We start from the raw sequence: 13,585 nt of genomic DNA, 5'->3' as shown, positions 1-13,585 counted from the left end.
CCCCGCACGCGACGGGCGCCTACTGTGCGCCCGGCGCTGCGGTGTGCGGTGCAACGCCGGCGGCGGCATCCGGCCCCGCACACGTGGAAGAGCCCGTGGCCTACGACGCCCTGCTCCTGCTCGGGTTCGGTGGCCCGGAGGGGCAGGATGACGTCATCCCGTTCCTGCGCAACGTCACGGCAGGTCGCGGCATCCCCGACGAGCGCCTCGAGGAGGTCGCACACCACTACCGCCACTTCGGCGGGGTCTCGCCGATCAACCAGCAGAACCGCGATCTGGTCGCCGCCCTTGACGCCGAGCTTCGCGCGCGCGGGATCGACCTGCCGGTGTACTGGGGCAACCGCAACTGGATGCCGTACGTGGCCGATGCGGTGCAGCAGCTCCATGCTGACGGTCACCGCCGCGTCCTCGCGCTGGCGACGAGCGCGTACAGCTCCTATTCGTCGTGCCGGCAGTACCGCGAAGACCTCGCCGACGCGCTCGAGGCTACGAGCCTGGGCGAGCAGCTCCAGATCGACAAGGTCGCGCAGTTCTTCGATCACCCGGGCTTCGTGGCACCCTTCGTCGCCGGCATCCGCGCAGGGCTCGCAGAGCTGCGGGAGCGGGGCATCGAGAATCCGAACGAGATCGAGGTGCTCTTCTCGACGCACTCGATCCCTGTCGCCGACGCCGAGCGCTCCGGTCCCCGTGACCGCGACTTCGGGCCGGGTGGTGCCTACGCCGCGCAGCACGCCGCCGTCGCCACGCAGATCATGCGTGAACTCGGATCCACGAGCCCCTGGCAGCTGGTCTACCAGAGCCGATCCGGCCCGCCGTCGGTGCCGTGGCTCGAGCCCGACGTCAACGACGCGATCGCGCAGCTGCCCGAACAGGGTCGGCGCGGCGTGCTCATCGTTCCTCTCGGGTTCGTCAGCGACCACATGGAGGTCATGTGGGACCTCGACACCGAAGCGATCGAGACCGCCACCGAGCTCGGTCTTGTCGCCGTACGCACCGCGACCCCCGGCACGGCCCCCGCCTACGTCGCGGGGCTCGTCGACCTCGTCGCCGAGCGTCTGAACGGGACTCCGGCATCCCAGCGCCCGAGACTCACGTCGCTGGGACCCTGGTTCGACGTGTGCCGACCCGGATGCTGTGAGAACGCCAGGCTCGGCTTCCGCCCGGCCCTTGCGGGGTTGACGCCGTGACCGTGCGGCTGGGAACCCGTGCCAGCACGCTGGCGATGACGCAGTCCGGAACGGTGGCCCGGATGCTCACGGCAGCCTCCGGGCTTGCGGTCGACCTCGTTCCGCTGACGACCCACGGTGATGTCGCCACCGGGTCGCTCGCGTCGCTGGGCGGCACCGGTGTGTTCGCGACGGCGCTGCGCGAAGCCTTGCTCGCGGGGGAGTGCGACCTGATCGTGCATTCCCTCAAGGACCTGCCGAACGCTGCGTACCCGGGCCTGACTCTCATCGCGGTTCCCGAGCGCGAGGGTCAGCGCGACGCGCTGTGCTCGCGCGGCGGTGTGACCCTCGCGGAACTCCCCGCCGGAGCGCGCGTGGGAACCGGCTCGCCGCGCCGGGCCGCACAGGTTCTGCAGCGCCGCGCCGATCTGCTGGTCGCCGACATCCGCGGCAACGTGGACACGCGCCTGCGCAAGGTCGCGGACGGCGAGTACGACGCGATCGTGCTCGCCGAAGCCGGCCTTCGCCGTATCGGCCGGGACGCCGAGATCGCCGAACTGTTCGATCTGCAGTCCTGGCCGACCTCTGCAGGTCAAGGGGCTCTGGCCGTTGAGATCCGCACCTCCGACACGACGACCGAGCTCGGTCGGGCGCTACGGGGTCTGAACGATCCCGCGGCCGCGATCCCGGCGCTCCTCGAGCGGGCCGTGCTTGCCGAGCTCGAGGCTGGCTGCGCTGCCCCGGTCGGCATCTCCGCGGCCCAAAACGGCGAGCACGTCGAGGTAGCCGCGACGGTCTATCGGCGAGACGGTCGGCGCAGCATCCGTGTCGCGGATGCTGCGCCGGTCGCCGTCGTCGCCGAGCCCGCGGGCCGGGCGGCGCTGGCCGAGCGAGTCGTGCGGGTGCTCAAAGATCGGGGGGTCGATGAACTCGATGACTGAAGCACTCGACGCACGCACCGTCCTTGTGCCCCGTGGCGGCGCGTGGGGTGAGCGCGTCGCGCGCCTGCTCGTAGACCGCGGCGCGGTGGCGGTCATCGCGCCGCTGATCGAGACCAAACCGCCGCGGGATGTGGCGGCCCGCGACCGTGCCTTCGCAGCGCTGGCCGCCGGCGAGTATGACTGGGTGTTCATCACCAGTGCCGCTGCTGTCGAACACCTGCGCGCGGCGGGTGTTGAGATTCCTGCTGCCACGAAAGTCGCCGCCGTCGGGCGCGCGACAGCCCGCGCCGTCGTGGATGCCGGGTTCGAGGTCGACTTCATTCCCGCCGGTCGGTCGTCGGCGCTCAGCCTCACCCAGCAGTGGTGCTCAGCACATGATCCTGAGGGAGTCGGACGGTGCCTCGTGGTGCGCTCCGACCTCGCCATGGCGGTCGTCAGTGACGAACTGGAGATTCGCGGCTACGCCGTGGACGTCTGCATCGCCTACCGCACCGTCGGTATCGACCTTCCGGACGGGATCGTCGACGATCTTCGATCGGGACGGATCGACACGGTGCTGCTCACCTCGACGAGTGTCGTGCGCGAGCTCAGTCACCAGGTCGGCCCGCTCCCGGAGCGCACGTTTCTCGCCTCGCTCGGCCCCGGTACGACCCGGGATGCCGAGCGTCGCGGGCTCACCGTGTCGCTGACCTCACCCGAACAGAGCATCGAGGCGCTGATCGCAGCCCTTCCCCGCACCTCCGTGGAGACCCGAGCATGACGACCCATCCCTCCCACCGCCCACGTCGGTTGCGGCAAAGCCCGGCCATGCGGCGCATGGTCACCGAGCACACGCTCTCGGCATCCGCCCTCGTGCTCCCCGTTTTCGTGACCGAGCGGGACGAACCTCAGCCCATTGCGACGATGCCGGGCGTTCGGCAAGAGACGCTCGAGACCCTGCCGCAGGTCGTGGATGCCGCTGCCGACGCGGGCCTCGGCGGAATCATGCTGTTCGGTGTGCCCCTCGCTCGGGATGCCGCAGGCTCCGGGGCCACCGACCCGGACGGCATCCTCAACCACGCCATCGGCGTCGCCCGGACGGCAGCTGCGGGCCGGCTCACCGTGCAGGCCGACCTGTGCCTTGACGAGTTCACCGATCACGGCCATTGCGGCGTTCTCGATGCGCAGGGCGGGGTCGACAACGACGCGACGCTCGAGCGGTATGTGGCGATGGCGCTCGCGCAGGCAGACGCCGGAGCTGAGATCCTGGGCCTTTCGGGGATGATGGATGGCCAGGTCGCCGCGGTGCGCGAAGCTCTCGATGCGGCGGGGCGAGCGGATGTCGTGCTCCTGGCCTACTCGGCCAAGTATGCGTCGGCGTTCTACGGCCCGTTCCGCGACGCCGTGGAGTCCACCCTCGTCGGAGACCGCAAGACCTACCAGCTCGACCCGGCAAACGGTCGGGAGGGGCTGCTGGAGGCATCCCGCGACATTGAGGAGGGCGCCGACATCGTCATGGTCAAGCCCGCGGGACCCTACCTCGACGTCCTCGCAGCGGTTGCGGAGCGCTCGCCGATCCCGGTCTGGGCCTATCAAGTATCGGGGGAGTACGCGATGGTCGAGCTCGCCGCCGCGGCGGGGGCGATAGACCGCGATCGCGCGATCATCGAGTCCCTGATCGGCATCCGTCGAGCTGGGGCCGACGCGATCCTGACGTACTGGGCGCTGGAGGTCGGGCGATCGCTGCGCGACGGGCACAAAGCTGGAGGTGCGCGATGACCCACAACGATGAACTCTTCGCCCGGGCCCAGACCGCGATGCCGGGGGGCGTCAACTCGCCGGTGCGCGCCTTCGGCTCGGTCGGCGGCACGCCCCGCTTCTTCGTCTCCGCCCGCGGACCGTATGTGACGGATGCTGACGGCCGCGAGTACGTCGACCTCGTCGCCAGCTGGGGTCCTGCGATCCTCGGTCACGCGCATCCGGAGGTCGTCGCTGCCGTTCAGGATGCCGCTGCCCGCGGCCTGTCGTTCGGAGCGAGCACACCGGCCGAGACCGAACTTGCCGAACAGATCACGTCCCGGGTGGGAGCGGTCGAGCGTGTTCGCCTCGTGTCGACCGGCACCGAGGCGACGATGACGGCGGTGCGGCTGGCCCGCGGCTTCACGGGCCGCGATCTTGTGGTGAAGTTCTCGGGCCATTACCACGGGCATTCCGATGGGCTTCTTGCGCAGGCGGGGTCCGGCCTTGCCACTCTCGCGCTGCCGGGCTCGGCGGGCGTCCCGGAGGCGATCGCGGCTCATACGATCGTCGTTCCATACAACGACCCCGAGGCGCTCGCGGCGGTTTTCGCGCAGCATCCGGGGCGTATCGCTGCCGTCATCACCGAAGCCGCAGCAGCGAACATGGGAGTCGTCTCTCCGCATCCGGGTTTCAACGCCCTGCTCGCGCAGACCTGCCACGACAACGGTGCGCTGCTCGTCCTCGACGAGGTGCTCACGGGCTTTCGCGTCGGCCCTGCCGGCTTCTGGGGGCTGCAGGTTGCCGCCGGCGAGGTCTACAGTCCCGACCTCTTCACGTTCGGCAAGGTCGTGGGCGGCGGCCTCCCCGTGGCGGCAGTCGCCGGACGCGCCGAGGTGATGGAGATGCTCGCGCCCCTGGGCCCGGTCTACCAGGCCGGCACGCTCTCGGGGAATCCGGTCGCGGTCGCGGCGGGCCTGGCGACGCTCCGACTCGCGGACGCCGCGGTCTATGCGCGGCTCGACCGTGTTGCCGACGAGCTTTCCACCGCCGTGGAGGATGCTCTGGCGCGGGAGGGCGTCGCTCACGTCATCCAGCGGGCAGGAAACCTCTTCAGCGTGTTCTGGGGCGAGGATGTCGCGGCCGGCGTGTCCGACTACGAGACCGCCGTGCGGCAGGAGTCGTTCCGGTATCGCGCGTTCTTCCACGCGATGCTCGATGCCGGTGTCTCGCTCCCGCCGTCGGCGTTCGAGGCTTGGTTCCTCACTGCCGCGCACGACGACGCGGCGCTCGAGCGCATCATCGCTGCTCTGCCCACCGCGGCGCGGGCCGCCGCTGCAGCCCGCGCCTGAGTCCTAGGCCGAGGCCTTGGCCTTCGGTCGGGTGAACAGCGTCTCGGTCTGCTCGAGCTCCATGCCCTTGGTCTCGGGGATCCGCCACAGCACGAAGAAGAACGAGAGTGCTGCGAACGTCGCATACATGCCATAGGTCAGCGGCAGCGACCAGCTCGACATGACCGGGAAGGTCATCGTGATGAGGAAGTTCGCAATCCACTGGGCGCCCGCGGCGACACCGAGCGCCTTGCCGCGGATGCGGCTCGGGAAGATCTCGCCCAGCAGCACCCACACGAGCGGCCCCCAGGATGCGCCGAAGCCGACCACGAACAGGTTCGCCGCGACCAAGGCGATCGGACCCCACGCGCCGTCGAGGTGGACGTCTTTCCCGGTACCGGTAGCGAACGAGAAGGCCAGTGCCATCGTGCCGAGCGACAGTGCCATGAGCACCGAGCCGGTCAGCAGGATCGGTTTGCGCCCGACGCGGTCTACCAGGAAGATCGCGATCAACGTCACGAGCACGTTCGTCACGCTCGTGATCACACTGATCAGGGGCGCGTTGGTCATGCCGACCGAGTTCCACAGGCTCGTCGAGTAGTAGAAGATCACGTTGATGCCGACGAATTGCTGGAACACCGACAGGATGATGCCGATCCAGACGATCGGCTGAAGACCCAGGGCCTTGCCTCGAATCGACACGCCCGCGTTCTTCTTATCGGTCTCGATGGCAAGCGTCAGCTCGTTCATCGTCTTGTCGAGGTCGACCGGAGGCACCAGGCGCGCGAAGATCGCCCGCGCCTCGTCAGTGCGGCCCTTGCTGATGAGGAAACGCGGAGACTCGGGCACGGTGAACGACAGGATGCCGTACACGGCCGCGGGAACGACGCCGACCAGGAACATCCAGCGCCAGGCCTCCAGGCCCAGCCAGAGCACGTTGTCGGCGCCGCCGGCGATGCCCTCGAGCCAGGCATCCGACAGGAGCGCCGCGAAGATACCGATCGTGATCGCGAGCTGCTGCAAAGAGGCGAGCGAGCCGCGGATCTGCCGGGGAGCGACTTCAGCGATGTAGGCGGGTGCTACCACAGACGCGATACCGATGCCGATACCGCCGACCACGCGCCACAGGCCCAGGTCCCAGACCGAGAAGGCAAGGCCCGTTCCGATCGCGCTGACGAAGAACATGATCGCGCCGAGGAACATGACCCGCAGGCGCCCCCACCGGTCGGCGAGGTTTCCCGCAATGAGCGCGCCGACCGCGCAACCGAGCAGGGCGATCGCGACGATGAATCCGGTCACGAAGTCGTTGAGGGCGAAGTCGCTCTGGATCGACTCGACCGCGCCGTTGACGACGGAAGAGTCGAAGCCGAACAGGAATCCACCGACAGCAGCGGCGATGGACAGGCCGACGGCGCGGCGACCATAGGGACTATTGAGATGGAACGTCCCCGTGGGGAGCGCGTCAGATGAGGATGTCACGCGACTCACCGTACTCCCGCGGCGATGCCGTGTAACGGATTCCGGTTGCCCGATTCACGAAGTTCGCGCTCGCGGCGAACTACAGTGAACCCATGCCCGTCACCCTCCTGGGCGCCGCGGAAGTGCGGGCGCTGGCCGCAGATCTCGACGTCACCCCGACCAAGAAGCTCGGACAGAACTTCGTCGTCGACGCCAACACGGTGCGCAAGATCGTGCACCTTGCCGGCGTCCAGGCCAGGGAGCACGTCGTCGAGGTCGGCCCCGGGCTCGGCTCTCTGACTCTCGCGATCCTGGAGACCGGAGCTGACGTCACCGCTGTCGAAATCGACCACCGGCTCGCCGAACGCCTGCCCGCCACGGCATCCGCACATGGCGTTCCCGAAGGTGCGCTGCGGGTCATCGACCAGGACGCCCTGCGGGTCACGGATCTTCCCGGTGACCCGACAGTGCTCGTGGCCAATTTGCCCTATAACGTGTCGGTTCCGGTGCTGTTGCACTTCCTCGAGACCTTCCGCTCGATCGCTCGGGGGGTCGTGATGGTTCAGGCCGAGGTCGGTGAGCGGCTCGCGGCCCCGCCCGGGTCCAAGGTGTACGGGGCACCGAGTGCCAAGGCCGCATGGTGGGGTTCGTGGCGCCTCGCTGGCACGGTGTCGCGCCAGGTCTTCTGGCCCGTTCCCAACGTCGACAGCGTCCTCGTCGGGTTCGAGCGGGCCGAACCACTCGGCTCGGAGGAGGAGCGGATCCTGACCTTCCGAATCATCGACGCCGCGTTCCAGCAGCGGCGCAAGATGCTGCGCCAGGCGCTTGCCGCGGTGCTCGGCGGAAGCGCACTCGAGGCATCCGTCGTGCTCGAACGCGCCGGGATCGCACCGACTGCCCGCGGCGAGGAGCTGACGGCTGCGGAGTTCCTGCGCATCGCCAGAGCAACCGCCGCGGCTGCGCGATAGCCTCGAAGCATGACCGAAGAGCAGCGATTCTCGCGCAGCCGAAGCGACATCCACCGCCCCTACTCGGCATCCGGGGACCGCTACTGCGCCACCGACTACCGACAGGTGGGCACGTCGGGTCTGTACCTCCCACCGATTTCGCTCGGGCTGTGGTGGAACTTCGGTGACAACATCCCGTTCGACAACCAGCGGGCGTTGCTACGGCACGCCTTCGACTCCGGGATCACGCACTTCGATCTGGCCAACAACTACGGGCCGCCCTACGGATCGGCCGAGACGAACTTCGGACGGATGATGCGCGAGGACTTCGCGCGCTACCGTGACGAATTGATCATCTCGTCCAAGGCCGGTTACGACATGTGGCCGGGGCCGTACGGCGACTACGGTTCGCGCAAGTACATCCTCGCGAGCGCCGACCAGTCGCTAGCTCGCATGGGTCTCGATTACGTCGACATCTTCTACTCCCACCGGATGGATCCGGTCACTCCCGTCGAAGAGACGATCGCAGCGCTCGATACCCTCGTGCGTCAGGGCAAGGCCCTTTACGTCGGGATCTCGTCGTACTCGGCCGAGCAGACCGCGATCGCCGCGGCCGTGGCTCGGAGCCTGGGGACGCCGCTGGTCATCCACCAACCGTCGTACTCGATGCTCAATCGCTGGGTCGAGGACGGTTTGACAGGCGTGCTGAGCCAGGAGGGACTGGGCGCTATTGCGTTCACGCCCCTCGCGCAGGGCCTTCTTACCGATAAGTACCTCAGCGAAGCGGCCGCCGACCGTGCGCAGAGCCGCAACTCGGTGCCGGCGGATCGAGTGTCCGAACGTGGCCGGTCGATCCTGGGCAGCTTGAACGAGATCGCCCGGCAGCGGGGCCAGAGCCTTGCGCAGATGGCCATCCAGTGGGTGCTTCGTGACCCGGTGGTCGCGTCCGCGCTCATCGGGGCTTCGCGTCCGTCCCAGCTCGACGAGAACCTCGCCGCGGTCTCGGGCCCGCAATTCGACACCGAAGAGCTCGAGCAGATCGACGCACTCACCGACGGCATCGATCTCTCGCCGTCGGGTCCGATCTGGTCGGATTCCGCGGCATCGTGACGGCACCGCTTCGCTCCGACGCGGTCCGGGTGAGGGCACCGGGCAAACTCAACGTGTACTTCGAGGTCGGGCCGCTTCTCGATGACGGCTACCACGCTGTCGCATCCGCGTACCAGGCTGTCTCGCTGTTCGAGGAGGTGTGGGCGGTAGCGGCAGATGACTTTCGGCTCGAGGTCACCGGCTCGGTGGATGTCTCAGCGGTCCCGCTCGATGACCGAAACCTCGCCCTGCGGGCTGCACGCATCCTCGCGCAACACACCGGCTACGAGGGCGGCGTTCACCTCACGGTGGACAAGCACGTCCCCGTCGCCGGGGGAATGGGCGGCGGTTCGGCGGATGCCGCCGCTGCCTTGGTCGCGTGCGATGCGCTGTGGCGCACCGACGTGGGATCGGCCGAACTGCATCGGCTGGCTGCCAGACTCGGCGCCGACGTCCCGTTCGCCCTGATGGGAGGAACCGCTGTGGGCCTGGGTCGGGGGGACCGGCTCAGTCCCGCGCTCGCGACCGGTCGCTTCGAGTGGGTCATCGCGCTCGCCGATGGCGGACTGTCCACCCCTGCGGTGTACAGCGAACTCGACCGGCTTCGCGCGCGGGCCGTGTCGGCGGGGCATCCGTCGACGGGCGCGATCCCGCTGGACCGCATCTCCGGGGCTCGCGACGATGACGCAGACCCGGCCGTCGGAACGGGTGTGCTGCACGCTCTCCGCGCCGGCGATCCCGAGGAACTTGCGGCTCACCTGCACAACGATCTGCAGGAGGCGACGCTGTCGCTCCGGCCCGAGCTGCGTGATGTGCTCGAACTGGGGGAGCGGTCGGGAGCTCTCGCGGGGATCGTGTCGGGGTCGGGCCCCACCACCGCGTTCCTCGCCGAAGATCTCGAGTCGGCCTTGGAGCTACAGGTGACCTTGTCTGCCGCGGGGTACACAGCCCTCCACGCTCACGGACCCGTACCCGGCGCACGTCTGATCTGATCTGACCGGGGCGCCGGCGCTTCTGACGCGCGGCGGACACTACCGCCGGATATTCGCTTCGTCCGGAACCGCCCCAGTGTCCCAGGCCTCCGGTAGCGTGATTCGAAGCCGAATCGGCGGTCCCCGACGAACGGAGAACCATGAAGGCTGTCATCGACAACGTCGTCATCGCAGAGGCGTCTCGCGATGATCTCCTCTCGATCGAGGGAAATTGGTACTTCCCGCCGAGCAGCATCGCAGACGGTGCGCTGGTCGAGAGTCCGACGCCCTACACGTGCCCGTGGAAGGGCGTGTGCCAGTACTACGACATCGTCGCCGACGGAGTCACGCACGCCGACGGGGCGTGGGCCTACCCGACGCCATACCCGAGCGCGTTCGATCGCGTCGGGGCCGACTTCTCGGGCTATGTCGCCTTCGGGAAGGATGTGTCGGTCATCGACTGACCCGGTGCCGCCGTGATCATCTTCGACGACGTCACGAAGCAGTTCCCCGACGGAACCCGCGCTGTCGACGGGTTCAGTCTGACCCTCCCCGCGCACAAAACGACGGTTTTCGTGGGCTCCTCCGGATGCGGCAAGACGACTCTCTTGCGCATGATCAACCGCATGGTGGAGCCGTCGCACGGTGTGGTGACCATCGACGGTGAGGACATCGCGGGCAAAGACCCGGTCAAGCTGCGCCGCGGCATCGGTTACGTGATGCAGAACTCCGGCCTGCTGCCGCACTACACCGTCATCGACAACATCGCGACGGTCCCCGTGCTCCAGGGAATGTCTCGCGCGGCCGCGCGCAGCCGTGGGCTCGAACTCATGGACATCGTGGGTCTGGACCGATCGTTCGCCAAGCGCTACCCGAGTCAGCTCTCGGGCGGGCAGCAACAGCGTGTGGGGGTGGCGCGGGGACTCGCGGCTGACCCCAACATCCTGCTGATGGACGAGCCCTTTGGAGCCGTCGACCCGATCGTGCGTGCGGAACTGCAGCAGGAGCTGCTGCGACTTCAGGACGAGGTCGACAAGACCATCGTGTTCGTCACGCACGACATCGACGAGGCGTTTCTGCTGGGCGATCAGGTCGTCATCCTGGAGAAGGGCGCTCATATCGCCCAGGTCGGCACGCCGAGTGAGATCCTCGAGAATCCGGCATCCGAGTTCGTGGCGTCGTTCATCGGCGCCGACCAGGGCAAGCGCTCGCTGCACCTGAAGAAGACCGCTACCGGCACGGCTGTGATCGACGGACAGGGGCGCACGCAGGGCATGCTCCGTGACCCGGATGAGAGCACGCGAGGCGTACCGTCGTGACCTGGGTTCTGGACAACCTCGATCTGATCCTCCAGCTGTCGGTGGAGCACCTCCGCCAGTGTCTGATCGCGATCCTGCTCGGGTTCGTCCTATCGATTCCACTGGGCTTCCTCGCCTGGCGGTTCCGACTTCTTCGTGGCACCGTCGTCACGATCACGGGATTGATGTATACCATCCCCTCGCTCGCGCTGCTGTTTCTGCTTCCCGCAGTCTTCGGCTACGTCGCGTTCAGCGATCTGAACCTCATTCTCGCGTTGACCCTCTACGCGATCGCGCTTCTCGTGCGGTCGGTCGTTGACGGACTCAACTCGGTCGACGAGGGGGTACGAGGCGCATCGACGGCCATGGGTTTCTCCGGGGCGCGTCGCTTCTTCGCGGTTGAGCTTCCGCTGGCGGGTCCGGTCATCCTGGCGGGCTTGCGGGTTGCGGCCGTCAGCACGATTGCGCTCGCCCCGGTCGGGATCCTCGTCGGTGTCTCGAATCTGGGATACCTGTTCACCAACGGCCTGCAGCGCCGCATCATCCCGGAGGTCCTCGCTGGCGTCGTCGCTGTCGTCATTCTTGCGCTCCTGATCGATCTCGTGCTGGTCGTGATCGGGCGGGTGCTGATGCCGTGGACGCGCCGCACGCGGAGACGGCCTCGCGCAGCCTCATCCGCTGTCCCGGCGGAGGCGAACGCATGAACCTCCTCATCGACGCCTGGGCCTGGATCATCGCGCCCGAACAGTGGACGGGCCGATACAGCCTCCCGACGCTGCTGCTGGAGCAGCTCGGGTACACCTTCGCCGCCGTCGGAATCGCGGCTCTCATCGCCGTGCCGATCGGCTGGGCGATCGGACACACGGGGAAAGGACGCGAGGTCGCCGTTGCGGTTTCCGGCGCGGCGCGCGCGATTCCCTCGTTCGGACTGCTGATTCTTCTTGTTCTGGTCATCGGCGTGACGCGTCGCGCCGAAGCTGCGCTGATCACGTTCGTCCTGCTCGCCATCCCCTCCCTGCTCGCCGGCGCCTACACCGGCCTGCAGGCCATCGATCGGGCCACGATCGACGCGGCGCGCGCCATGGGCATGACTCGCTGGCAGGTCCTGTGGCGCGTCGAGGTTCCGCTGGGTCTGCCGCTGTTGGTCGGGGGCCTTCGCACCGCAACGCTGCAGGTCGTCGCAACCGTCACGATCGCCGCCTACGTGAACCTTGGCGGGCTCGGATTCCCGATCATCCAAGGCCTTCCGCTGCGCGCGTTCGATCAGGTTCTGGCCGGATCGATTCTCGTCGCCCTCCTTGCCCTGATCCTCGACGGGCTGCTCGCGCTGCTGCAGCGCGCTGCAGTGCCGCGCGGGCAGCGCGCCACAAGAACCCGGCGCCCGTCAGCCGACCCCGAACCGCGGTCCGACAAGACACCGCCCGGGATTCGCGCCGCCGTGGCATCCAGCCCGTCCGCCTGACGCACCACCAAGACCCCGCACCACCAGATAAGAAAGAGGCACCATGACCACCACACGCACCCTCCGCGCCGCCGCGCTCGCCGGCGCCGCCGCGCTGCTGCTGGCTGGCTGCGCTTCGGGCAACCCGCTCGAAGAGCCCACCGACGGTAGCGGCAGCGGCGAGATGGCATCCGACACGATCGTCGTCGGCTCGCAGGCGTACTACTCCAACGAGATCATCGCCGAGATCTACGCGCAGGCGCTCGAGAACGCCGGCTTCGATGTCGAGCGTCAGTTCAACATCGGCCAGCGGGATGCCTACATCCCCGCGCTCGAGAGCGGCGAAGTGACGCTGTTCCCGGAGTACAGCGGAAACCTTCTGCAGTACTTCGACCCCGAGACGACTGCTCGCACGGCCGACGAGGTGTACGCGGCGCTGCCTGACGCGCTCCCGGAAGGACTGGTCGTGCTCGACCAGTCCAGCGCGACCGATCAGGACTCGTATACCGTCACGTCGGCGTTCGCTGACCAGTACGGTCTCGTCTCGATCGCTGATCTCGCGAGCGTCACCGAGCCCCTGACGCTCGGCGGCCCGCCGGAGCTGGCCGAGCGTCCCTACGGGCCGACGGGGTTGGCTGACGTCTACGGTATCGACGTCGGGTTCTCGGCCACGGGTGACACAACGTTCGAGGACCTCGAAGCGGGCACGATCAACCTCGCCAACATCTACACTGCCGACCCGCGCATCCAGACTGCGGGCCTGGTCGTGCTCGAAGATCCCGAGGGGCTCTTCCTTGCCTCGAACGTCGTCCCCGTCGTGAACGCGGATGTCGCTGACGAGATCGCCGACGTCATCAATGCCGTCAGCGCCGCCCTCACCCCCGAGGGTCTTGTCGCCTTGAACGTGCAGAGCACCGTTGACGAGATGTCGCCCGCCGACATCGCGTCGCAGTGGCTGCAGGAGAACGGCCTGAGCTAACGAACCCCAGCGACAACGAAGCGGCTGCTACCCGAGCGAGGGTGGCAGCCGCTTCGGCGTTCGGTGGGTGGTGGGTCAGCGGCCGAACAGGCTCGCGAAGAATCCCTTCGACGGCTCGTTCTCGTGTCCAGCGCAGCGCTGGGCTTTGGGGACGCCGGCGAGGGCCTGCTGCACGTGTTGGCCGCATCCGCCCCACGTGACCTTTCCGCACTTCCGGCACGTCGTTTGATAGCACATGGTGTCTCCTT

Annotated in this window: 15 protein-coding genes; 13 read left to right on the top strand and 2 right to left on the bottom strand. The window is 68.0% G+C overall.

Annotated elements, in window-relative coordinates; genetic code table 11:
* Window positions 1-41 precede the first annotated feature (41 nt).
* Genes BGO47_RS04360 through hemL form a run of 5 tightly spaced genes read left to right on the top strand, consistent with a single transcriptional unit; the run spans window position 42 to window position 5,175 of the window.
* Window positions 42-1,187 (top strand): ferrochelatase, encoded by a 1,146-nt coding sequence (locus tag BGO47_RS04360; protein WP_292709206.1) that lies wholly within the window; start codon window positions 42-44, stop codon window positions 1,185-1,187.
* Window positions 1,184-2,107, top strand: a complete 924-nt coding sequence (gene hemC / locus BGO47_RS04355) for a hydroxymethylbilane synthase (RefSeq protein ID WP_292708925.1) — start codon at window positions 1,184-1,186, stop codon at window positions 2,105-2,107. Before BGO47_RS04360 ends, hemC begins: the two co-directional genes overlap by 4 nt.
* On the top strand, window positions 2,100-2,867 hold the full coding sequence (locus BGO47_RS04350; RefSeq protein WP_292708923.1) for a uroporphyrinogen-III synthase: 768 nt from the start codon (window positions 2,100-2,102) through the stop codon (window positions 2,865-2,867). Before hemC ends, BGO47_RS04350 begins: the two co-directional genes overlap by 8 nt.
* Window positions 2,864-3,865, top strand: coding sequence for a porphobilinogen synthase (hemB, locus tag BGO47_RS04345; protein ID WP_292708920.1), 1,002 nt, complete (start codon window positions 2,864-2,866; stop codon window positions 3,863-3,865). Before BGO47_RS04350 ends, hemB begins: the two co-directional genes overlap by 4 nt.
* A complete protein-coding gene (gene hemL, locus BGO47_RS04340; protein WP_292708918.1) occupies window positions 3,862-5,175 on the top strand; it encodes a glutamate-1-semialdehyde 2,1-aminomutase in 1,314 nt (437 codons plus the stop codon). The genes hemB and hemL overlap by 4 nt, the downstream gene beginning before the upstream one ends.
* A gap of 3 nt (window positions 5,176-5,178) precedes the next feature.
* On the opposite strand, the gene BGO47_RS04335 is transcribed toward hemL, so the two are convergent.
* On the bottom strand, window positions 5,179-6,633 hold the full coding sequence (locus tag BGO47_RS04335; RefSeq protein WP_292708916.1) for a sugar porter family MFS transporter: 1,455 nt from the start codon (window positions 6,631-6,633) through the stop codon (window positions 5,179-5,181).
* A gap of 92 nt (window positions 6,634-6,725) precedes the next feature.
* Here BGO47_RS04335 and rsmA point away from each other — a divergent pair, with 92 nt between their 5' ends.
* From rsmA to BGO47_RS04295, 8 genes are all read left to right on the top strand, one after another.
* Entirely contained in the window at window positions 6,726-7,580 is an 855-nt protein-coding gene (gene rsmA, locus BGO47_RS04330; protein ID WP_292708914.1) for a 16S rRNA (adenine(1518)-N(6)/adenine(1519)-N(6))-dimethyltransferase RsmA, read from the top strand.
* Window positions 7,581-7,589: 9 nt separating this feature from the next.
* Window positions 7,590-8,669 carry an aldo/keto reductase gene (locus BGO47_RS04325; RefSeq protein ID WP_292708912.1) on the top strand — a complete coding sequence of 360 codons (1,080 nt, stop codon included), beginning with the start codon at window positions 7,590-7,592 and terminating at the stop codon, window positions 8,667-8,669.
* On the top strand, window positions 8,666-9,640 hold the full coding sequence (locus tag BGO47_RS04320; protein ID WP_292708910.1) for a 4-(cytidine 5'-diphospho)-2-C-methyl-D-erythritol kinase: 975 nt from the start codon (window positions 8,666-8,668) through the stop codon (window positions 9,638-9,640). Before BGO47_RS04325 ends, BGO47_RS04320 begins: the two co-directional genes overlap by 4 nt.
* Window positions 9,641-9,780: 140 nt before the next feature.
* The gene (locus BGO47_RS04315) at window positions 9,781-10,083 is read left to right on the top strand and encodes a DUF427 domain-containing protein (RefSeq protein WP_292708908.1); all 303 of its coding nucleotides are present in this window, start codon (window positions 9,781-9,783) and stop codon (window positions 10,081-10,083) included.
* Window positions 10,084-10,095: 12 nt separating this feature from the next.
* Window positions 10,096-10,938 (top strand): ATP-binding cassette domain-containing protein, encoded by an 843-nt coding sequence (locus BGO47_RS04310; RefSeq protein ID WP_292708906.1) that lies wholly within the window; start codon window positions 10,096-10,098, stop codon window positions 10,936-10,938.
* Complete coding sequence (locus tag BGO47_RS04305) at window positions 10,935-11,621, top strand: ABC transporter permease (protein WP_292708904.1); 687 nt, start codon at window positions 10,935-10,937, stop codon at window positions 11,619-11,621. The genes BGO47_RS04310 and BGO47_RS04305 overlap by 4 nt, the downstream gene beginning before the upstream one ends.
* Window positions 11,618-12,379 (top strand): ABC transporter permease subunit, encoded by a 762-nt coding sequence (locus tag BGO47_RS04300; RefSeq protein ID WP_292708901.1) that lies wholly within the window; start codon window positions 11,618-11,620, stop codon window positions 12,377-12,379. The genes BGO47_RS04305 and BGO47_RS04300 overlap by 4 nt, the downstream gene beginning before the upstream one ends.
* Window positions 12,380-12,422: 43 nt before the next feature.
* Window positions 12,423-13,337, top strand: coding sequence for an ABC transporter substrate-binding protein (locus tag BGO47_RS04295; RefSeq protein WP_292708899.1), 915 nt, complete (start codon window positions 12,423-12,425; stop codon window positions 13,335-13,337).
* A 75-nt stretch (window positions 13,338-13,412) separates the two neighbouring features.
* On the opposite strand, the gene BGO47_RS04290 is transcribed toward BGO47_RS04295, so the two are convergent.
* Complete coding sequence (locus BGO47_RS04290; protein ID WP_195691894.1) at window positions 13,413-13,574, bottom strand: hypothetical protein; 162 nt, start codon at window positions 13,572-13,574, stop codon at window positions 13,413-13,415.
* Window positions 13,575-13,585 lie beyond the last annotated feature (11 nt).

This window comes from Microbacterium sp. 67-17 (assembly GCF_001898325.1).
GTDB classification, from domain to species: Bacteria; Actinomycetota; Actinomycetes; order Actinomycetales; family Microbacteriaceae; genus Microbacterium; species Microbacterium schleiferi.
The sequence above is the reverse complement of the archived record's forward strand: the minus strand, read 5'-3'. Positions and strand labels throughout refer to the sequence as shown.